Origin of the sequence: Streptomyces sp. XM83C (assembly GCF_023072675.1) — a bacterium.
In the GTDB taxonomy this organism is placed as follows: domain Bacteria; phylum Actinomycetota; class Actinomycetes; order Streptomycetales; family Streptomycetaceae; genus Streptomyces; species Streptomyces thermocoprophilus.
Window position 1 is genome coordinate 1 of sequence record NZ_JALLGL010000100.1, and the last position, 20,007, is coordinate 20,007.

Below are 20,007 nucleotides of genomic sequence, written 5' to 3' on the forward strand. Positions count from 1 at the left end.
GGTCGTGCAGGCGTAGGGGACGGGCGGGGGCTCTGTATCGCGCGGGCGCGAAGCCCCGCTTCGGGCCGTTGCGGGCCTTGTCCCGGGCCGCGCCGGGTTCTGCTCCGGGCCGCGCCTGGCCGCCCCGGAATAAGCGGAGACTCTCTCCTGTTGGCCCGGGACGACATCCTTGCCGTACTACCGCACACGCAGGAGGCACGCCCGTGGCCGCGACCGATTCCGACGGTGACGAGATCCGGGGAACCCTGCGGGGCAGCGCGCCCGTGCCCCTCTCCGTGCTGGACCTGGTCACCGTGGGGGCGGGCCGCACCGCCTCCGACGCGCTGCGCACCAGCGTCGAGCTGGCCCGGCTGACCGAGTCCCGCGGTTTCCACCGGTACTGGGTCGCCGAGCACCACTCCATGCCCGGTGTCGCCTCCTCCTCGCCGGCCGTGATCCTCGCCCACCTCGCCGCGCACACCGACCGCATCCGGCTCGGCTCCGGCGGCGTGATGTTGCCCAACCACGCGCCGCTCGTCATCGCCGAGCAGTTCGGCACGCTGGAGGCGCTGGCGCCGGGCCGCGTCGACCTGGGCCTCGGGCGGGCGCCCGGCACGGACGGCGCCACCGCCGCCGCGCTGCGCCGCACCGACCGGCTGAACGAGGGCGCCGACGACTTCCCGCAGCAGCTCGCCGAGCTGACCCGGTTCCTCGACGACGACTTCCCCGACGGCCACCCCTACCGCCGTATCCACGCCGTTCCGGGCCCGGTGCAGGCGACCTCGCCGGGCGGGGTGCAGTCCCCGCACCGGCCACCGATCTGGCTGCTCGGCTCCTCCGGGTTCAGTGCGCGGCTCGCGGGCATGCTGGGGCTGCCGTTCGCGTTCGCTCACCACTTCTCCGCGCAGAACACCATCCCCGCGCTGGACCTGTACCGCCGGTCGTTCCGGCCGTCCGAGGTGCTGGACGCGCCGTACGCGCTGATCGGTGTCGCCGCCCTCGCCGCCGACGAGGAGCGCGAGGCACGGCGGCAGGTGCGGGCGGCGGCGCTGAACATGGTCCGGCTGCGCATGGGGCGGCCCGGTCTGGTGCCGACGCCGGAGGAGGCGGAGGCGTACGAGTTCAGCCCGATGGAGGAGGAGTTCGTGCGGTCCTGGAACGCCAACGTGATCCACGGCACCGCCGACGAGGTCCGTACCGGCCTGGACGACCTGCAAAAGCGCACCGGCGCCGATGAGCTGATGCTCACCGGCAACGCCCACAGCGGCGAGGTGCGGGTGCGGTCGTACGAGCTGATCGCCGACGCGTACGGCTTGCCCGCGCGGGTCTGACGCCGCGGGCCCGGCAGGAGCCGACGGGGGAGGGCCGGGGCGGTCAGCCGCCCGTCGCGCAGGCGCCCGCGCCGAGCAGTTCGGAGATGCGGTCCGGTGACACCGGCCGGGAGTACAGCCAGCCCTGGCCGGTGTCGCAGCCGATGCCGCGCAGCCGGTCGGCCTGCGCGGACGTCTCCACGCACTCGGCGGTGACGGTCAGGCCCAGCCGGTGGGCGAGCTGGATCATCGCCTCGACGATCACCTCGTCGGCGGGGCTGGGCGGTGCGTCCGCGCCCTCGTGCTGGAAGCCGCGCACGAAGGAACCGTCCAGTTTCAGCACGTCGACGGGGAGCCGGCTGAGGTAGGCCAGGTTGGAGTAGCCGGTGCCGAAGTCGTCGATGGCGATGTGCACGCCCATGTCGCTGAGGGCCTGGAGCGCCCGCAGCGGGCGGCCTCCGGAGCCCATCACCGCCGACTCGGTCAGTTCCAGCTGGAGCAGATGGGGTGCGAGGCCGGTCTCGGCGAGGGTCTGCCGTACGTCCGCGACCAGGTCGGAGTCCCACACCTGCCGTACGGCCACATTGACGCTGACGAAGATCGGCGGCTCGTCGGGGTGGGTGAGCTGCCAGCGGCGGGCCTGTCGGCAGGCGGAGCGCAGAATCCACCGGCCGAGCTGCACGATCGAGCCGTCCTCCTCGGCCAGTGCGATGAACCGATTCGGCGGCAGCAGGCCGAAACGCGGGTGGTCCCAGCGCACCAGGGCCTCCACACCGCGCAGTCGGCCGTCGGACATGCCGACGAGCGGCTGGTAGTCGAGGACGAACTCGCCCCGCTCGATGGCGGGGCGCAGGGTGGAGGCAAGGGCCTGACGGGTCATCAGATGGGCGTTGCGCTCCGGGTCGAACAGCGTCCAGCGGTTCTTGCCGTCGGCCTTCGCCCAGTACAGCGTGGTGTCGGCGGCCTGCATCAGGCCCGTCGCCGTGGTGCCGGCGGCATGGCGTTCGACGACACCGATCGACGCCGACAAGGACAGCCGCTGCCCCGCCAGGTCGTAGGGCGCCTGAAGAGCCGTCAGGACCGACTCGGCGAGTTCTGCGAGCTGGTCGGTGCCGGTGGAGTCCTCCACCAGCAGGGCGAACTCGTCGCCGCCGAGCCGTGCGACGAGCGGTGCGCCGGCCCGCCCGTGAGCGGCGGTGTCGGCGCAGCGCGTGAGCCGTTCGGCGACCTCCACCAGCAGCCGGTCGCCCTCGCGGTGGCCGAGGGTGTCGTTGATCGCCTTGAAGCCGTCGAGGTCCAGGTAGCACAGGCCGACCCGGCCGGTGCCGCCCAGTTCGTACGACTCGGCCTCCAGTGCGGCGGTCAGCCGCTCGAAGAACAGTGTGCGGTTGGGCAGTTTGGTGACCGGGTCGTGCATCTGGAGGTGCCTCAGCCGTGCCTGGAGCTGGCGGCGGGCGCTGATGTCGGTGACGGCGAGCAGCACGCCGGGTTCGCCGTCGGCCAGCGGAGACACGGTCACCTGCACCCACACCGCGGGGCCGTCGGGATGCTTCAGCCGGCGTGTGCAGCTCAGGCGGGCCTGCCGGCCGCGCAGCACCTCGCGGTACGAGTGCCAGGTGCGGGCGTCGGAGGCGAGGTCCACGAGGTCGGCGGCGACGCGGCCGATGAGCTGCGCGGGCGGGGTGCCGAGGAGGTCGCCGAGGGTGGCGTTGGCGTGGACGACGAGGCCGTCGCGGTCGACGACGGCCATGGCGAGCGGCGCGGCGGCGAACGCGGAGCGGTAGGCGTCGTCGGCACGGGCAGGGGCGGAGATGTCACTCTCCGTGATCACCGATCGGTCAAGATCGGTCGCGGGCGTCGGCCCTTCGGACGTTCCGTTCACCGCTCGCTCCCGCAGTGCACTCGATCGTTGTCCGTGCAGGAAAGTGTGCCGATCATAGAGGCTGGTGCCGTTCCCCCGCAGCCGTTGTCCGCGGTTCGGGGCGCTCCGGGCTCCGGCCGGTCCTCCCGGCAGATCGTTTCTGCCCACGCCTGGGCGCGTTCTTCCACCCCCCGACCGCTTGTGACGTTCCGTGAGCAGTCCGGGAGTGTCGTCCTGTTCTGCCCTGTCGTCGGCTGCCTCACACTTCTGGATCAGATAAACAGGCAATACGGCAATAATCCCGGACAAGCTGGGTGCGGTGTTCCTCCCCCCACGGCCATGCCGGCACGGGGGCACCCCCACCGCATCCGGAGGTCCCGTTGCCGCGTCAGCTCCGCCTCAAGGGACTCGCCCGTGCGGCCGCCGCGCGCAGCCGAGGACTGGGCGTGTCGCTGCTGCGGCCCCGACTGCGCAGCACCGCCGCCGTGTTCACCACCATGTCGGCGGTGGCCGCGACCACCCTGATGAGCGGCCCGTCCGTGGCGGAGCCCTTCACCACCGAGCCGTGCACGCTCAAACGCACCGACGCCCACCACTCCGAGGGCGTCGACACCTGGAACGCCGCCTACCCGCGTCCCACCCGCACCCTCGACGCGGTCATGGTGTTCCTGTCGTTCCCCGACTCCGCACCCGTCACCACCCCGGCCGCGCTCGCCGCCGACCATTTCCCCGCGACCAGCGACTTCTTCGCCCGCGCCTCCTACGGCAAGTTCACCCTGCGCCCGCACCCGATGCGGCAGTGGATCCGGATGCCGCGCCCGTCCACCGCGTACGCGATACAGCGGGACTGGGCCCCCGCCGACCGCGCCGCCTATCTGCGGGACGCGCTCGCCGCCGCCGACCCGCACGTCGACTTCTCCCGCTACGACGTCGTCTATCTGGTCGCCGACCCCGACGCCCCCGGCGTCGACTCCGACGCCACGAAGGTCGTCAATTTGGAGCGCCCGGTCCATGTGGACGGCACCGCCCTGCGCCGGGTCGTCACCGTGTTCGAGCAGCATCCGCCGGACCGGCTGGTCCTCGCCCATGAGACGGGGCATGTCTTCGACCTGCCCGACCTCTACCACCGGCCCGCCGACGGCAAGGGCGACTGGGACACGTATGTCGGCGACTGGGATCTGATGGGCAGCCAGTTCGGTCTGGCGCCTGATCTGTTCGGCTGGCACAAGTGGAAGCTGGGCTGGCTGGAGCCGCGCCAGGTGGTGTGCGTACGGGGGCCCGGCCCGGCCCGCGTCACCCTGGAACCCCTCGGTGCCGGCCCCGGCGTCCCCGTCATCGGCGCCGCGGGCGCGCCCGCCTTCGGCCTCGGCCACGGCACCAAGCTCGCCCTGGTCCGCACCGGCCCCGACAGCGTCCTCGCGCTGGAGGCACGCGGGCCCGTCGGCGTCGACCACGGTGTCTGCCACAGCGGCATCCTCGCCTACCGGGTGCGCAGCACGACCGAATCGGGGCGCGGCCCCATCGAGGTGGTCGACGCCCACCCGCGCGGTGAGGCCTGCTGGGAGGGCTCGGTCTACGCGCCGCTCGCCGACGCGCCGATCTCGCTCGGGGAGAGCTTCACGGTGCCGGGGGACGGCGTCCGGGTGGAGGTGCAGGGCCGTACGACGACGGGGGCGTGGACGGTGCGGATCACGCCCCACGCGGCAGGGAAGGCGACGGTCGCGGCGCGCCGCTGATCCACTTCCTGCCTCAGGCCCATGACGAAAGGCCTCTCGCTGTGCGAGAGGCCTTTCGACTGTCGTGCGCCGCCAGGGACTCGAACCCCGGACCCGCTGATTAAGAGTCAGCTGCTCTAACCAACTGAGCTAGCGGCGCCTGCTGACGTCGTAGACCTTAGCATCCTGGTCGGCGGGGTGCGAAATCGATATCCGCACGGCGGCGCGGGCCGCCCGCACCGCCGCCCACAGCAGGACCTCCGGGCCGGGCAGCCACGGGTGCCGGGTGTCCGGCGCCACCAGCCAGCGGCTCGCCGCGCTCTCCGTACCGCCCGGGGCGGGCGCCGGTACCGTCACCGCGTCGCCGGTGCCGTGGCACAGCAGCGGCGGGACGCCCGCCGTACGGCCGCCGCCCCACTCCTCCCACTCCAGCAGCCACGGCAGCCGCTGGGCCGTGCCGGGCGCGGCGAACATCAGCATCCGCCCGCGGAACACCGCGACCGGGCCCGAGCCGGGGCCCTCCTCCCACAGCCGGTCCAGCATGCGGCGCCCGAACAGCGCGGGCGCGCTCACCACGTCGAACGCGGAACCGCACGGCAGGACCACCGGTGCGTCCGGACGCTCCTCCCACAGGGCGAGCGTGCTGCGCGGGTACGTTCCTGCGGAGGCGAGCCAGGTGGCGCCGTCGTGCGTGATCTGACAGGGGCTGCTGCTCATGTCGTCCACATCTACCCGGCGTGCACGCTCAGTCCCCGAGAGTTGCCGGAAACCGGGACAGTCGGGGGAGGGAAGGGGTATCTTGCCCGGCTGGCATATGTCATGCGGTGGGTGCCGGGCCGGAACGCCGTGGGCGTCGTACCGGGTCGCGGTGGGATGTCGTACCGGAACGCGGTGCGGCCGGACCGGCGCGCGGTGCGGGTCAGACCGGGTCGACGAACCCCGCCGCCGCGCCCTCGCCGCTTCTGAGCAGGTCGCGGCCGAACTCCACCATCTTCTGCGCGTAGTCCTCGGTCCACGCGGCCCGCTCGGCGATGTCCGCCGTCGTCAGCCGGTCGAAACGGCTCGGGTCGGCGAGCTGCGCCGCGGCTATGGCCTGGAACTCCATCGCCCGGTCGGTGGCGGCGCGGAACGCCTGCGTCAGCTCCGTCGCCCGCGCCAGCAGGGTCCGCGGGTCCTCGATCGACTCCAGGTCGAAGAAGTGCTCGGGGTCGGTGGCCGCCTCGGCGGGCTCGAAGACCAGATGCGCGGGGCGTAGCCGCGGTTCGTTGCGACGCGGCGTGGGCTCCGCCATGTCGTGTCCTCCTCGTACGGGGTCGTCGGGTCCTCGTGGAGCCCGCACCGTGTGCACGGCCCCCACGGGCACCGCCTTCCATTGTCCCGCGCCCCCGCAAGAGGGCCTCGGGCCGGACGGCCCCGGACGGGGAGCGGCAGGTCGGGGTGCCGGAACCCTCAAGCCGAGCGGGCGCCCGGATGTTCCCGCCCCACCCGTCGCACCCGCGTTCGCATGAGGTGGGTGCCGCCCCGGGTCACGGCCGCCACGCCACCTTGTGTTCCGCCAGATGGGCGAGGACCGCGTGATTGGCCTCCCAGCCGTCCGGGAACTTCACGACCGTGCCGAGCTGGACCGGTTCCGTCGACGGGTAGTCGTCCAGCAGTTCGTCCACGCCCGCCCGGCACACCACGATGCACGCGTGCCGGTGCCGGGACGCCAGCACGCACAGGCGGCCCGTCTCCAGGTGGAACGCCGTCGCGTCGGGGCGGCCCGACAGCGGGTGCAGCACCACCGTCACGTCGTACTCCCGGCCCTGTAGCCGGTTCGCCGTGTCCACCGTCACCCCGGTGACGCCCAGCTCCGCGAGCGCCGCCCGCACCGCCGCCGCCTGGTCGCGGTGCGCGGTGCCGACGGCGATCCGGTCGGCGGTCAGCGGGACCGGGTCCGGTGACCGCTCCGACGTCGCCGCGCCGCCCCGGTCCAGCAGCCGCCGTACGACCGTCGCCACCGCGCGCACCGCCTCCGGGTCCGTGCGCGGGGTGTGCCGCCGGGGCAGCTCCAGCAGGCCCCAGCCCGACAGGGCCGCCTCGTCGATCACCCGGTCGGGGCCCGACCCCTCCGACGGCACCGCGAACGACAGCCGCCGGTCGCCGTGCCCGGTGCCGCTGCGGAACTTCGTGTACGGGTAGAACGCGTCCGACACCAGCGGCGCCGCCGACGCCGGGAGCCGCCATGACACCGGCAGGCGGTGCTGCGGAAGCTCCGGGTTGTGCGCGAGCAGCGTCGTCACCGCCGACGCCGAAGGGTCGTACGACAGGCCCGCCCACTGCTCGCTGCCGACGATCGAGAACGGGTCCAGCTGCCCCGGGTCGCCCACGAACAGCGCCCGCTCGAACAGCCCGGCCACCGCGAGCAGACTGTCCGAGCGCATCTGGTACGCCTCGTCGACGATCGCGTGCCGCCACGGCTCGTCGGTCTTCACATGCGCCCACTTCGCCGCCGTCGACAGCACCACCGGCAGCCCCGCGAGATCACCCGCCTTCGCCGACGTCCGCACCTGCGGCAGCAGATCCAGCGCCTTGTCGTACGGGTCGGCGTCACTGCTGTGCAGCCGGCCCACCGGCAGCTCCGGGTTCTTCTCCGCGAGCCGCAGCACCAGATCGTCGACCTGCGCGTTCGTCTGCGCGACCACCATCAGCGGGCGGCCCGCCTCCGCCAGCTCCAGCGCCGCCCGCACCACCAGCGTCGACTTGCCGGCACCCGGCGGGGAGTCCACCACCACACCGCGGGCCGGCCCGTGCAGCGTGTCCCGCAGGATCGCGTCGGTGGCCCGCGCCGCCGCCGCACCCGGATCGAACACGGCCTGGGCGGCGGGCGCCTGGGGCCCGGTCACAGCACATCCTCCTCGGTCAGCGGATCGGCGGGCTCCGCCACCGGCTCACCGGGCGGCCCGCCGTGCGTCCACGGCGTGTCCTCCGGGTCGGGCAGCTTCGCCCCACCGCGCTGCTCGTGCTCGAACAGCGTGAAACACACCCGGTCGCCCTTGACGGGCACCGAGCCCTCCTCCGGCTCCTTGCCACGGCCCATCTTGTCGAGGATCCGCAGCACCACATGGCCGTCGTCCTCGTACCCGACGAACTCCGCGGACTGCGGGCGGCCACCCAGCGAGCGGTACACCTTCACCCGCTCACCGAGATGCGGCCGGTCGTCCGTGCGGACCGTCACCAGCGGGCGCGGGCTGGGCCGCTTGCCCTCGCTGTACGCCATCACCACATCCGTGACCTCGCCGGTGAACGCCTCCCCGGCCAGCCGCCGCCCCGCCATCACCAGCGGATCGTCCAGCGCCTCCTGGGCGTCCAGCCGGGCCTGCTCCCGCTCCCGGCTCGCCAGCTTGGTCGCGGCGGTCACCGCGTCGTCCCGGCGCGGCTGCGGCGGCTCGCCCGCCCGCACCCGGTCCCGGTGCATGGTGAACGACCAGCGGTCCCGCGTCCACCGCTCCTCGACATGCGCACCCTCGGGCAGCTCCCGCAGCAGGTCCAGGCCCCGCCACACCCGGTCCCACGTCGGCAGTGTCACCCGCGCGACCAGCCCGCGGATCTCCTCCTCCGCGCGGGTCAGCGCACCCAGCCGGGCGTCCGCCTCCACACCGTCCTCCGCGGCGGCCAGCGCGCCGCGCGCACGGTCGTACCGCTCGATCGCCGGCGCGAGCAGCTTGTTGTCGAACGCCGGGTCGGTCGCGGGGCCCGCCGGCGGGCACAGCAGCTGCCCGTCCCCGTCCCGTGCCAGCTCCGCCTCCCGCGCCGCCTTCGCGCCCGAGCCGCCCTCCGGCGGGTCGATCCACGCCAGCAGCGCCCCCAGATGCTGGTCCTCCAGCCCGGACTGGCCCGTCGCCCAGTGCCGCGACAGCAGCTCCGTCACCGACAGCAGCAGCGACGAGCCCGGCACCCGCGCCCGCTCCGCGTAGTGCGTCAGCCAGCGGCCCAGCAGCGGCACCCTGGGCGGCGCCGGATACGGCGTGTCCGGCTCCTCCTCCGCCGTACGCCGGAACCGCATCGACCGGCCCAGCAGCCGCACGAACTCCACACCGGCCCGGCTCGGCACGATCAGCTGCGGCGCGTCCGCGCACAGATCCACCTCCACCTTCACCCGCTTGCCGGTCTCCGGGTCCGTCTCCGTGCGCTCCGCCGCCTCGACCGTGTCCGCGTACTCCTCGATGTACGGCAGGACGAGACCGGCGAGGTCGGCGAGGAACGCGAACCGCAGCTCCCGGTCGCGCGGCTGCGGTACGACGAGCAGCCGCGGCGCGTCCCGGTCGGTGCCGACGAGCGCGCCCAGCGGGGCGCCCGCCTCACCGGCGGTGGTGAGCGGCACCAGCACCAGCGGGCGCCGCGACACATGCCGGTGCAGCACGGTCGCGGCGGGCTGGGCCCGCCCCGCGGCGACGGCCTCCAGCCGGGCGAGCGTCGTGATCAGCGACACGCGGCCTCCCGCGGGTCCCCGGCACGCGCGTGTGCCGCGTCGGCGAGGGCCTCGGCGCGCAGGACCGCCGCCCGGCGCAGCGCCGCCACCGCCGGATCGTCCGCGTCGCCCCGCTCGCCGCGGGCCGCCGCCAGCACGTCCTCGACGGTCGTCAGACCGCCCAGCTCGGCACGGACCGCACGGCCCAGCGAGGTCACCGCGCCCTCGGTGCGGGACCGCTCACGGCAGTGGAAGGCCAGCTCGCACGCGGACAGGCACTCCGGCGCATACGTCGCCGGGACCGCCTCCACCGCGGCCAGCAGCCGCTCCTGCGGCAGCTCAGGGGAGAAACACACGTCCTCCGGCAGGCGGGCGGCGATCTCCTCGACACGCGTGAGCCGGGCCAGCTGGCGGGCCGTCACCGCGCGCTGCTTGCGCACATCGACCGCGGACGCCGCCGGAAGATTGGAGAAGTCCTTCGGGCACACCAGCAGCACCCGCTGCCGCACCTCCGGCGCCGGGTCCAGCCGGGCCGCGACCTCCTCGAGCGCCAGCACGTACACCGCCGCCTGGCGGGCCGCCGCGCCGACCTTCGCCGGGTCCGCGGACCCGTCCAGCATCGGGAACGACTTGATCTCCACGACCGTCCAGCGGCCGTCCGGATGCACCACCACCGCGTCCGGCTCCAGGAACGCCGGCGACCCGGCCACGTCCAGCGCCAGCATCGGATGGTCCAGCAGCGTCCAGCCGCCCGCCTCCACGGCCTCCCGCAGCGCCAGCGCCGTCCGCGCCGTACGGCCCTCCGGGCCCTGCGCGCTCAGATCCGGGACGTACGTCCGCTCCGGCGGCTCCGCGCCCGGATCGAGCTTCTCCCGCACCAGCCGCAGCAGCTCCGCCCCGCCGTCCGCCTTCACCCGCGCCTCGAACGCGTTGCCCCGGGTCAGGGCGAACTGGGACTGGCCGAACGCCGACGGCGCGCCCAGCGCGCTCGCCAGCCGCGTCTTGTCCACCCCGGCACCGTCCAGCAGGGCACGCCTGCTGCATCCGGGGTTCGCGGCGAGCGCCGCGAGGGCGCGTGCGTCCAGTGCCTTGGCCGGTACGTCCGGCCCGCGCAGCTCAGCGAGCCGGTGCCGCAGCGCCTTCGCCCGCTGCGGCGTTGTCCGCGGGGGAGGCACCCGGCTCGGCTCCGGGCTCGTCGAGCCGCGCATCGCGCTGCCGTGGAATTCGCTCACCCGCCGAAGTCTGGCATCCACCACTGACAATCGGGGCCTCGACGGCACCGGAGCCCGCCACGAGGAACGGCACACGCACAGCCAGCCGCGCCCGCACCCGGTCCGCGGCCCGCATCACCAGCGGGGCCAGCAGCAGCCCGATGCCCATCACGGCGGCGCCCGCGACCGCGTCGAGGAAGTAGTGGTTCGCGGTGGCCATCACCACGACCGTGGTGACCAGCGGGTAGATCACCGCCGCCGCGCGCATGGTGCGCGAGGTGCCGCCGTACCGCCACAGCATCACCCCGCACCACAGCGCCCAGCCGACGTGCAGGCTCGGCATGGCCGCGTACTGGTTGGTCATGCCGCCCATGCCGCGCGGCGCGCTCGCCTCGCCGCCCCACCAGCCGTACGAGCTGTAGTGCGCCATCGTGTCGACGAAGCCGTACGCCGGCTCCAGCAGCCGCGGCGGGCAGGTGGGCAGCAGCGTGAAACCGATCAGCCCCAGGAACGTCGAGGTCATCAGCCAGGTGCGCTCCGCGCGGTAGCGCACCGCGTGCGACCGGAACAGCCACACCAGCAGCGCGGGCGTGACCAGGTAGTGCAGCGACGCGTACCAGAAGTCCGCCGGCACCCCGAGCCACGGCTCCCGCGTGAACAGCCGGTTCAGCGGATGCTCCGCGTTCAGGTGCAGCGTCTTCTCGATCCGCAGGATCGCCACACCGTGGTCCACGGCCGAGGACACATCACCGCGCGCGAGGAGCCGGCCCGCCGAGTAGCAGGCGTACACCAGCACGATCAGCGGCAGCTCCGTCCACCAGCGCAGCCGGGTCCGCGGGGCCTCGATGCCCGGTGTATCGGTGTGCGGCATCCGATCGCCCTCCCCCTTCTTCGTTCCTGCGGCTCCCGGTGGGCGCGGGCGTGCCACTCTACGTGCTCGCGGGGCGCCCTCGCCCGGCGCCCCCGGCCCTGAGAGACGTACGGATCGCCCCTCGGGTTGCCCGCCATCAGGGTGAGCGATGATGGACGGGGCGCGCCGCGGATTTCCTCTTCACCCGATCGGATCTCCCGGGCGTGCCCGCCTCGCACACGTTCTTCACGGAAAGGCCGCTCATGGCACCGCGCATCCTGCTGGCCCGGCACGGACAGACAGCGTGGTCGCTGTCCGGCAAGCACACCGGCAGGACGGACGTGCCGCTCCTGGAGGAGGGCCGGCAGGGCGCGAAGCTGCTCGGCGAGCGGCTGCACCGGGCCCCGTTCGACGGCCTGCCCGGCGTCGAGGTCCGCACCAGCCCGCTGGCACGCGCGCGTGAGACGTGCGAGCTGGCCGGGTTCGGGGACCGGGCGACCACCTGGGACACCCTCATGGAGTGGGACTACGGCGCGTACGAGGGCCTCACGCCCGCCGAGATACAGGCCGAGCGGCCCGGCTGGCTGATCTGGCGCGACGGCGTCCCCGGCGGCGAGACCCTCGCGGAGGTCACCGCCCGCGCGGACGAGGTCGTCGCCTGGGCGCGCTCCGCCGACCGCGACGTCCTCGTCTTCGCCCACGGCCACATCCTCCGGTCCATCGCCGCGCGCTGGCTCGGCTGCCCGCTGGACTTCGCCGCCTGCATCCGCCTCAACCCGACGTCCCTCTCCACCCTGAGCTGGGCCTACGGCGAACCGGCCATCGAGTCCTGGAACGACCAGGGCCACCTGGCGCCGTGACGGGCGGCGCGCCGGCGCAGCCACGGGCCGGCGGCCGGGGCTGCCCGCAGCCACCTGCGTCACGCGCCGCGTCGTAGCGTTCCGTGGCGGTCCAGGAAGTCGCCCACCCCTGCAACCCGTCGATGCGGCAGCAGCACCCGCGCCGTCCCCGCCAGCATCCCCCGCACCCGCGAGGACTGCACGTCCCTCAGCAGGTCCAGCACCCGCATCCCCGCCGCCGCGGCCTCGTCCGGCCGCCCCCCGCGCGCGAGGTCGTCCGCCAGCTCGGCCGTGTACAGCGCGGTGTTCCGCTTGAAGTGGGGATCCTGCGTCCGCGCGGCCCGGTCCGCGTGCTCCGCCGCCCGCGCCCAGTCACCCAGCGTCGACCAGCACTGCGCCTCCAGCCCCTCCAGCTCGGCCTCCCCGTAGAAGCTCATCCACTCGGGGTCCGTGTCCGACACCCCGCGCGCGTACAGTGCCTGCGCCCGGACCAGTGCCTGCTCGCAGGCGACCCGGTCGGCGAGCCCCGCCCAGCCCCCCGCCTCCCGCAGCGCCAGCAGCGACATCAGCCGGTGCGACCCCAGCGGTCGCGCGACACGCTGCGCGGCCTGCGCGGCGCGCAGCGCCTCGCGGGGGCGCCCGGCGTCCCGCGCGAGGAACGCGGTGTTGCAGAAGGCGTGCGCCTCCAGCGCGTCGTCCCCGGTCATCCGTGCGGTGGCGAGGGCCTCGGCGTAGTGGGACCGGGCGTCGTCGAACCGCCCGGAGTCATGGGCCAGCCAGCCCACCGAGATGGCCAGCTCACCGGCGCCCGAGTGCAACCGGTCGGCGGTCGCCTGCCGGGTCGCGCCGGCGTCCAGCAGCGCGTACGCGGCGCGCAGCGGCCCGGCCGCGCGCCGGTACAGGCCGTCCGCGCCGTGCCGGTCGTCGAGCAGCCGGATTCTGCGGACGGCTTCCTGGAGCGCGCTCGCCTCGGTGGCGCCGGGGCGGCCGACGGGACGTTCCGCCGCCGATGCGTCGACGGCCAGCCCGAGCGGGCCCAGCGCGGCGGCGGCCACGGTGGCGCCTCCGCCGGTCATGAATGCGCGACGCAGCACGTCGCTCTCCTCGTTGTCGTGGTGCGGGTCGTACGGGTCCTGCGGGCCGTCCGGCTCCCCCCGGTCGTACGGGTCCTGCGGGTCGTCAGGGGACAGTGCGGCGGACGGGGACAGGTCGTCGTACGCCTCGTACGGTTCGGACGCACGGCTCGCCCCCCGGGGACCGCCCGGGCGGTGCGGGCCGGACGGGCCGGGCGCACTCGGGGTGTCGTACGGCCCCGAGGTGCCGTACGACTCCGTCCCGGCCGCCCGCGTCCTGCGCCCCCGTACGGCCGAGCGCGGCGCGAACCCCAGGTCGGTCAGCGTGCGGCCGGGGAACATGTGCAGGAACACCCGTTCATAGGCGTAGTTGGGGCAGCGGATCTCGCCCGCCTCGACCCGCCCGATGTAGCGCGCGTCGCAGCTCACCCGCTCACCGATGTCCAGCGCGGCCCGCCGTACCAGCGCGGCGAACTCGGCCGGGGAGCGCCGTCCGCGCAGTCTGCGGAAGGCGAGGTTGGGCTGTGCCGGCCGCTCGGGCCGGGACGCCTGGGATGCGTGAACCGTCGACGACGCCATGGCCGGGTCCTCTCGTGCGAACCGTCGAACCATGCCGGGCGGTGAGGCGAGTTGACCGTTTCGTCGGTCTGATCACCCCTGGTCCCGGCGGGCAAGAACGTACCTGCTGTGACGGAGGCGCCACGCGGAGTTCAGCTACAAACCGGATATCTCACCCGCGATCTGCCATGAACTGCCATCCTTTGCGGCGCATTTCCGCCGTAGCCGTTGACGCGCGGATGCGTTGCACTCTGTGGACCGCGTACGACGCGGGCCGAGGTGTTCCGTGATGCAGAGGTGTTCCGTGGTGGAGGCCGGCATGGAGACGAGCCAGAGCATCGATCCTTGTGTGTCACCGTCGCAGGCGGTCCACCCGCCGAGCCCGGAGTACGGCGCACCCCCCGCGTGCGACCTGGTGACGGTGCCCGCCCGGCAGGGCCTGGAAGCCGTCGACATCCTGCGCCGGGGCGCCTGCGACGCGGTCGGCCCGGTCGGCCCCGTCCTGCACGACGGCGGCGACACACTCGGTTTCCTCGTCCCGCCGGGCACGGCCGCCGCCTGGGACGTGCCGGGCAGCGTCTGCACGGAGACCGACGGGCGAGGCTTCGCCCTGCCGGCCGAGCCGCCGGTGGACGGCTCCGACTGGCTGCTGCCGCCCGGCGAGGCCGGCCTTGCCACCGATCCGGCGGTGCTGCGGGCCGCGCTCGGCGAGGCGGCACGGCTGATCGAGGCCGCGGACAGCTGCCGCTGAGCACCGGCCGCGGGCGGGCGCCGGCACCCTGCGCGGGCGGTGCGGCCCGCCGCTCCGCATAATGGCCGGATGGGCAGGTCGAGGAACCCCCGGCGGCGGCAGGGCGCCGCGGAGGCCGTCGTGGAGAGCGTGGACGGCGGGCTCGCCGAGCTGGTTCCCGACCGGGACCGGCCGCGGGCCTGGACCCTGCTGGTCGACGGCGCCCCCCAGTCGCATGTCGACCTCGACGACCCGGCGTACCTCTCCTTCGAGTACCAGCGCCGCCTCGGCCATGTCATCGACCTCGTCGCACCGCCCGGCCGGCCCGTGCACGCCGTGCATCTCGGCGGCGGCGCCTTCACCCTCGCCCGCTACACCGCCGCGACCCGGCCCCGCTCCACCCAGCAGGTCGTCGAACGCGACGCCCCGCTCGTCCAACTGGTCCGCCGCGAACTCCCCCTGGACCCCGGCGCGCGCATCCGGGTCCGGTCGGCCGACGCCCGTGAGGGCCTCGCCAAGGTGCCGGACGGCTGGGCCGACCTGGTCATCGCCGACGTGTTCAGCGGCGCCCGCACCCCGGCCCACCTCACCTCGACGGAGTTCCTCGACGAGGTCCGCCGCGCCCTGAAGCCCGGCGGCGTGTACGCCGCCAACCTCGCCGACGGTCCGCCGCTCGCCCACCTGCGCGGCCAGATCGCCACCGCCGCCGCGCGGTTCGACCAAGCCGCGGTGATCGCCGACCCGGCGGTGCTGCGCGGCAAACGGTTCGGCAACGCCGTCCTCGTCGCCTGCGACCACCCCCTGCCCGTCGCCGAGCTGACCCGGCGCGCCGCCTCCGACCCGCACCCCGGCAGGCTGCTGCACGGCAAGGACCTCGTCGACTTCACCGGCGGCGCCACAGCCGTCACGGACGCGGTGGCCGTGGCCTCACCGGCACCTCCGGCGTCCGTGTTCCGCTGAAACCCGCCGCTCGAAGTCCGTCCGCCGGCGCCGCCCCCGCCCCGACTCCGGTACGGCCCTCAGTAGTTGCCGATCTCCACCCGAGGCGGCCCGTCGTGCCAGGTGCAGAACACCGACACCCGGTCCGCGCCCGACACGAACTCCACCCGGATCCACGACTCCGTCTTCCACACCTGCATCGACCAGCCGGAGCCGGGCGTCGCGGACACCAGGGAGGCGTCGGCGGCGTGGATGTCGAACACGACCCGGCCGCCCGCCGTGTCGTACCCCGCGATGCGGCCGGAGGCCGTGGGGGAGGGCGGCGCGCTCTTCGCGGGAGGTGTCGCGGGCGTCGAGGACGGGTCGGCGGAGCCGCGGCCGGGAGACGGCGCCGGGCTCGTCGCGGACGGCCGCGGAGACGGTGAGCGGGACGGGGCGGGCGGCCGGGCCGTCGACGCGGCGACGGGCTTCGAGCCCTGCTCGGTCGCGTCCGCCGCCGTGATGGGCAGGGCACGCGGCGGGTCGTACGCCGTGCCCGCCATCACCGTGTGCACACCCCACCACGACAGCGTGACCGCCGCGCCCGTGGCGAGCGACCAGGCCAGCACGTGGACGACTCCTCTGTACATCGCGGGCCATACTGCCTCACGCGTCCCACAGGTGTCGCCCCCGGCGAAGGTTTCTCCACAACCGCGGAGTTGTCCACAGGCCCGGGATGGCCGGAGTCCGGATGGCGTACGGTGCGGCGCATGGCAAGTGTGCTCGTGGTCGAGGACGACCAGTTCGTACGCTCGGCGCTCATCCGTCATCTGACCGACGCCGCCCACACGGTGCGCAGTGTCGGCACGGCGCTGGAGGCGCTGCGCGAGGTCGCCCATATCCGTTTCGACGTGGTGATCCTGGACCTCGGACTGCCCGACCTGGACGGCTCCGAGGCGCTGAAGATGCTGCGCGGCATCACCGACGTGCCCGTGATCATCGCGACCGCCCGGGACGACGAGTCGGAGATCGTGCGGCTGCTCAACGCCGGTGCGGACGACTACCTCACCAAACCGTTCTCGGTGGAGCACCTGTCGGCGCGCATGGCGGCCGTGCTGCGCCGGGCCCGCGCCTCCGCCGGGGAGACACCCCCGTCGACCGTGCTGCGCGTCGGCGGCCTCACCGTCGACCCGCTGCGCCGCCAGGCCGAACTGGACGGCGTACGACTGGACCTGACTCGGCGTGAGTTCGACCTGCTCGCCTTCCTGGCGGCCCGGCCCGGCGTCGTCGTACCGCGCAGGGAACTGCTCGCCGAGGTGTGGCAGCAGTCGTACGGCGACGACCAGACGATAGACGTGCACCTGTCGTGGCTGCGCCGCAAGCTGGGCGAGACCGCCGCGCGGCCCCGCTATCTGCACACCCTGCGCGGGGTGGGCGTGAAGCTGGAGCCGCCGCTTCAGGGGGAGCCGGCGCGATGAGATGGGCACTGGTCCGGGTCTGCCTGGCGGTCACCGCGATGGTCGTGGTAGCGTTCGCCGTCCCGCTCGGCCTCGTCGTCAAGGAACTCGCCCGCGACCGGGCGTTCTCCAACGCCGAACGGGAGGCCGCCGCCCTGGTCCCGGCCCTGTCCATCACCACCGACCGGGAGCAGCTCGAACGGGTCGTCGCCTCCGCTGAGTCCGACGCCGGGCTGGCCGTGCACATACCCGCCGGTGACGGCCGGCCCGCCGTCGACCTCGGCCGGCAGCGCGCCGCCGACGCCGACATCGCCACCGTGCGCAAGCTGGGCCGCGCCTCGACCACCGAGGTGCCCGGCGGCTCCACCCTGCTCCAGCCGGTCGCGCTCAGCACGGGCGCGATGGCCGTCGTCGAGGTGTTCGTCCCCGAGTCGGAGGTCACCAACGGCGTCGGCACGGCCTGGGCGGTGCTCGCCGCCGTCGGCGCCGCGCTCGTCGTCGGCTCGGTCGCCGTCGCCGACCGGCTCGGCGTGCGGATGGTGCAGCCCGCGCAGCGGCTCGTCGAGGGCGCCCATGAACTCGGCGAGGGCAAGCTCGGCGCCCGCGTGCCCGAGGAGGGGCCCAAGGAACTGCGGCTCGCCGCCGTCGCGTTCAACTCGATGGCCGACCAGGTCGTGCAACTCCTCGCCAACGAGCGGGAACTGGCCGCCGACCTGTCGCACCGGCTGCGCACCCCGCTGACCGTGCTGCGGCTCAACGCCGCCTCCCTCGGCGACTCCCCGGCCGCCGAACAGACCAGAGCCGCCGTCGAGCAACTGGAACGGGAGGTCGACACCATCATCCGCACCGCCCGCGAGGCCAAGCCGCAGACCGCCGCGGCCGGTCCCGGCGCCGGCTGCGACGTGGCCGAAGTGGTCCGCCGGCGCATGGAGTTCTGGTCGGCGCTCGCCGAGGACGAGGGCCGCAAATGGCGCGTCGCCGGCGTCGACCGGCCGGTGCGGACACCCGTGGCCCGCGCCGACCTGGCCGCCGCCCTCGATGCGCTGCTCGGCAACGTCTTCCGGCACACCCCGGAGGGCACCGCGTTCGCGGTCGACGTGCACAGCGGCGAGGACGCGGTGATCGTCCTGGTCTCCGACGCGGGCCCCGGCATCGCCGACCCCGAGACGGCCATGGCGCGCGGCAAGGGCTCCGGCACCGACGGGTCGACCGGGCTGGGCCTGGACATCGTGCGCCGGCTGGCCGAGTCCACCGGCGGCGACGTCCGCATCGGCTCCTCCGTGCTGGGCGGCACCGAGGTGCGGGTCTGGCTCCAGCGCGACGGGCGCCGCCCGGCCGGCAAGGGCCGCCGCAGCGCAGTACGACGCCGCAGATCCGGGCGTCTGCTGCCGTCCTTTAACCGGTCCCGATCGCATCCTTAAGCGCACCCTAAGATCCCCGACCGCCGCCCCGATCAGGACGTTTGTCCGATTCCGGATCGCTAGCGTGCTGCCGCGCCCCAGGCACCGGGACGCCCCCCGCGACACCCCGTGAACAGCGAAGGCAGGCATGCGCATGAGCACGCACCGGCGGAAGATCAGTGGCAGGAACAAGGCGATCGGAGGCCTGGTCGCCGCGGCCGTCGTCGGCGGCGGCGCGCTCGTGCTGACCGGCACCGCTCAGGCGGCCGGCGTCGGCGCCGCGTACACGAGGACCAGCAGCTGGGAGACCGGCTACACCGCCCAGTACGTCGTCACCAACAACACCGGCGAGACGGGCAAGGACTGGACGCTGGAGTTCGACCTGCCGGCCGGCAGCAAGCTCGGCTCGCTGTGGAACGCCGAGTCCTCCGTCAGCGGGCAGCACGTCACCGTCAAGCCGCCGAAGTGGGACACCGACGGCCTCACCCCCGGCGAGTCCGTCACCGTCGGTTTCGTCGTCAACGGCACCGGCGACCCGACGGGCTGCCGTATCGACGGGGCGTCCTGCTCCACCGACGGCGGCGCCACCCCCGAGCCGACCGGCCGGCCCACCCAGCAGCCGACCCCCACGGTGACCACTCAGCCGACCGCCACCCCGACCAGGACCGCCACGCCCACGGCCACCGCCACCCCCACGCCGACGCCCACGCAGAGCGGCGGCACCACCGCCTCCGCCGGGTTCGCGCCGTACGTCGACACCTCCCTGTACCCGGCGTTCGACCTGCTCGCCGCCGCCGACGCGACCGGCGTGAAGAACTACAACCTCGCCTTCGTCACCGACGGCGGCGGCTGCACCCCCAAGTGGGGCGGCGTCACCGACCTCACCGGCGACGCGGTCGCCGCGCAGATCGGCGCCCTGCGCGCCAAGGGCGGCGACGTCCGGGTCTCCTTCGGCGGCGCCTCCGGCATCGAACTGGCCACGTCCTGCTCCTCGGCGGACGCCCTCGCGGCCGCGTACGGCAAGGCCGTGGACGCGTTCAAGCTGACCAAGGTCGACTTCGACGTCGAGGGCGGCGCGCTGCCGAACGCCGCCGCCAACACCCGCCGCGCCCAGGCCATCGCCAAGCTCCAGCAGCAGCATCCCGGCCTGGACGTCTCCTTCACCCTGCCGGTGATGCCGGAGGGCCTCACCCAGGACGGCGTCGACCTGCTGGCGAACGCCAAGCAGAACGGCGTGAAGATCAGCACCGTCAACATCATGGCGATGGACTACGGCCCCGCCTACAGCGGCGACATGGGCACCTACGCCGAGCAGGCCGCCACGGCCACGCAGGCCCAGATCAAGAGCGTCCTCGGGCTGAGCGACAGCGCAGCCTGGAAGGCTGTCGCCGTCACCCCGATGATCGGCGTCAACGACGTCGCCTCCGAGGTCTTCAGGGTCGACGACGCGAGCCAGCTCGTCGCCTTCGCCAAGTCCAAGGGCATCGGCTGGCTGTCCATGTGGTCCGCCACCCGCGACAAGGCGTGCCCCGGCGGGCCCAAGCCGTCCGCCGACGCCACGTGCAGCTCCATCGACCAGGCGCCCAACGCGTTCGCGAAGGCGTTCGCGGCCATCGGCTGATCCGGCCCACCCCGCCCAGGGGGACACGCCCCCAC

At 74.2% G+C, this 20,007-nt stretch carries 17 protein-coding genes and 1 tRNA gene; 8 read left to right on the forward strand and 10 right to left on the reverse strand.

Translation table 11 applies throughout. The annotated features are described in order from the left end of the window. Positions 1-203 precede the first annotated feature (203 nt). Positions 204-1,310 carry an LLM class flavin-dependent oxidoreductase gene (locus MTQ10_RS13825; protein ID WP_247466918.1) on the forward strand — a complete coding sequence of 369 codons (1,107 nt, stop codon included), beginning with the start codon at positions 204-206 and terminating at the stop codon, positions 1,308-1,310. A gap of 43 nt (positions 1,311-1,353) precedes the next feature. Here the strand turns inward: MTQ10_RS13825 and MTQ10_RS13830 are convergent, their stop codons facing one another. Continuing rightward, positions 1,354-3,171: a putative bifunctional diguanylate cyclase/phosphodiesterase gene (locus MTQ10_RS13830; protein ID WP_247466921.1), complete on the reverse strand. Its 1,818-nt coding sequence runs from the start codon at positions 3,169-3,171 to the stop codon at positions 1,354-1,356. 359 nt (positions 3,172-3,530) lie between these two features. Between MTQ10_RS13830 and MTQ10_RS13835 the strand changes: the two genes are divergently transcribed. Next, a complete protein-coding gene (locus MTQ10_RS13835; protein ID WP_247466924.1) occupies positions 3,531-4,886 on the forward strand; it encodes a M6 family metalloprotease domain-containing protein in 1,356 nt (451 codons plus the stop codon). A gap of 65 nt (positions 4,887-4,951) precedes the next feature. Here the strand turns inward: MTQ10_RS13835 and MTQ10_RS13840 are convergent. The 7 genes from MTQ10_RS13840 to MTQ10_RS13870 all read right to left on the reverse strand — a co-directional run bounded on the left by MTQ10_RS13840 (position 4,952) and on the right by MTQ10_RS13870 (position 11,397). Beyond that, positions 4,952-5,025 (reverse strand) — tRNA-Lys (locus tag MTQ10_RS13840). Beyond that, the gene (locus MTQ10_RS13845; RefSeq protein ID WP_308404567.1) at positions 5,016-5,681 is read right to left on the reverse strand and encodes a bifunctional DNA primase/polymerase; all 666 of its coding nucleotides are present in this window, start codon (positions 5,679-5,681) and stop codon (positions 5,016-5,018) included. Before MTQ10_RS13845 ends, MTQ10_RS13840 begins: the two co-directional genes overlap by 10 nt. A gap of 103 nt (positions 5,682-5,784) precedes the next feature. Beyond that, positions 5,785-6,156 (reverse strand): hypothetical protein, encoded by a 372-nt coding sequence (locus MTQ10_RS13850; RefSeq protein WP_247466927.1) that lies wholly within the window; start codon positions 6,154-6,156, stop codon positions 5,785-5,787. A 235-nt stretch (positions 6,157-6,391) separates the two neighbouring features. After that, the gene (locus tag MTQ10_RS13855) at positions 6,392-7,750 is read right to left on the reverse strand and encodes an AAA family ATPase (protein WP_247466929.1); all 1,359 of its coding nucleotides are present in this window, start codon (positions 7,748-7,750) and stop codon (positions 6,392-6,394) included. Continuing rightward, the gene (locus tag MTQ10_RS13860; RefSeq protein ID WP_247466931.1) at positions 7,747-9,336 is read right to left on the reverse strand and encodes a hypothetical protein; all 1,590 of its coding nucleotides are present in this window, start codon (positions 9,334-9,336) and stop codon (positions 7,747-7,749) included. The genes MTQ10_RS13855 and MTQ10_RS13860 overlap by 4 nt, the downstream gene beginning before the upstream one ends. Then, positions 9,327-10,490 carry a hypothetical protein gene (locus MTQ10_RS13865; RefSeq protein ID WP_247466958.1) on the reverse strand — a complete coding sequence of 388 codons (1,164 nt, stop codon included), beginning with the start codon at positions 10,488-10,490 and terminating at the stop codon, positions 9,327-9,329. The genes MTQ10_RS13860 and MTQ10_RS13865 overlap by 10 nt, the downstream gene beginning before the upstream one ends. Continuing rightward, the gene (locus tag MTQ10_RS13870; protein WP_247466934.1) at positions 10,432-11,397 is read right to left on the reverse strand and encodes a phosphatase PAP2 family protein; all 966 of its coding nucleotides are present in this window, start codon (positions 11,395-11,397) and stop codon (positions 10,432-10,434) included. The genes MTQ10_RS13865 and MTQ10_RS13870 overlap by 59 nt, the downstream gene beginning before the upstream one ends. A 242-nt stretch (positions 11,398-11,639) precedes the next feature. Between MTQ10_RS13870 and MTQ10_RS13875 the strand changes: the two genes are divergently transcribed. Continuing rightward, a complete protein-coding gene (locus MTQ10_RS13875) occupies positions 11,640-12,236 on the forward strand; it encodes a histidine phosphatase family protein (protein WP_247466937.1) in 597 nt (198 codons plus the stop codon). 59 nt (positions 12,237-12,295) lie between these two features. Here the strand turns inward: MTQ10_RS13875 and MTQ10_RS13880 are convergent, their stop codons facing one another. Then, entirely contained in the window at positions 12,296-13,867 is a 1,572-nt protein-coding gene (locus tag MTQ10_RS13880) for a tetratricopeptide repeat protein (protein WP_247466939.1), read from the reverse strand. A gap of 283 nt (positions 13,868-14,150) precedes the next feature. On the opposite strand from MTQ10_RS13880, the gene MTQ10_RS13885 reads away from it, so the two are divergent. Together MTQ10_RS13885 and MTQ10_RS13890 are read left to right on the forward strand one after the other, a co-directional pair. Then, positions 14,151-14,597: a hypothetical protein gene (locus tag MTQ10_RS13885; protein WP_247466961.1), complete on the forward strand. Its 447-nt coding sequence runs from the start codon at positions 14,151-14,153 to the stop codon at positions 14,595-14,597. Between the two features lie 69 nt (positions 14,598-14,666). After that, positions 14,667-15,536, forward strand: a complete 870-nt coding sequence (locus tag MTQ10_RS13890) for a spermidine synthase (RefSeq protein WP_247466941.1) — start codon at positions 14,667-14,669, stop codon at positions 15,534-15,536. Between the two features lie 59 nt (positions 15,537-15,595). Here the strand turns inward: MTQ10_RS13890 and MTQ10_RS13895 are convergent, their stop codons facing one another. Next, positions 15,596-16,144, reverse strand: a complete 549-nt coding sequence (locus MTQ10_RS13895; protein ID WP_247466944.1) for a hypothetical protein — start codon at positions 16,142-16,144, stop codon at positions 15,596-15,598. 120 nt (positions 16,145-16,264) lie between these two features. Here MTQ10_RS13895 and MTQ10_RS13900 point away from each other — a divergent pair, with 120 nt between their 5' ends. From MTQ10_RS13900 to MTQ10_RS13910, 3 genes are all read left to right on the forward strand, one after another. Next, a complete protein-coding gene (locus tag MTQ10_RS13900) occupies positions 16,265-16,972 on the forward strand; it encodes a response regulator transcription factor (protein WP_247466947.1) in 708 nt (235 codons plus the stop codon). Continuing rightward, positions 16,969-18,372, forward strand: a complete 1,404-nt coding sequence (locus MTQ10_RS13905) for a sensor histidine kinase (protein ID WP_247466950.1) — start codon at positions 16,969-16,971, stop codon at positions 18,370-18,372. Before MTQ10_RS13900 ends, MTQ10_RS13905 begins: the two co-directional genes overlap by 4 nt. Before the next feature lie 133 nt (positions 18,373-18,505). Further along, positions 18,506-19,972 carry a glycoside hydrolase family 18 protein gene (locus tag MTQ10_RS13910; protein ID WP_247466953.1) on the forward strand — a complete coding sequence of 489 codons (1,467 nt, stop codon included), beginning with the start codon at positions 18,506-18,508 and terminating at the stop codon, positions 19,970-19,972. The last annotated feature ends 35 nt before the right edge of the window (positions 19,973-20,007 follow it).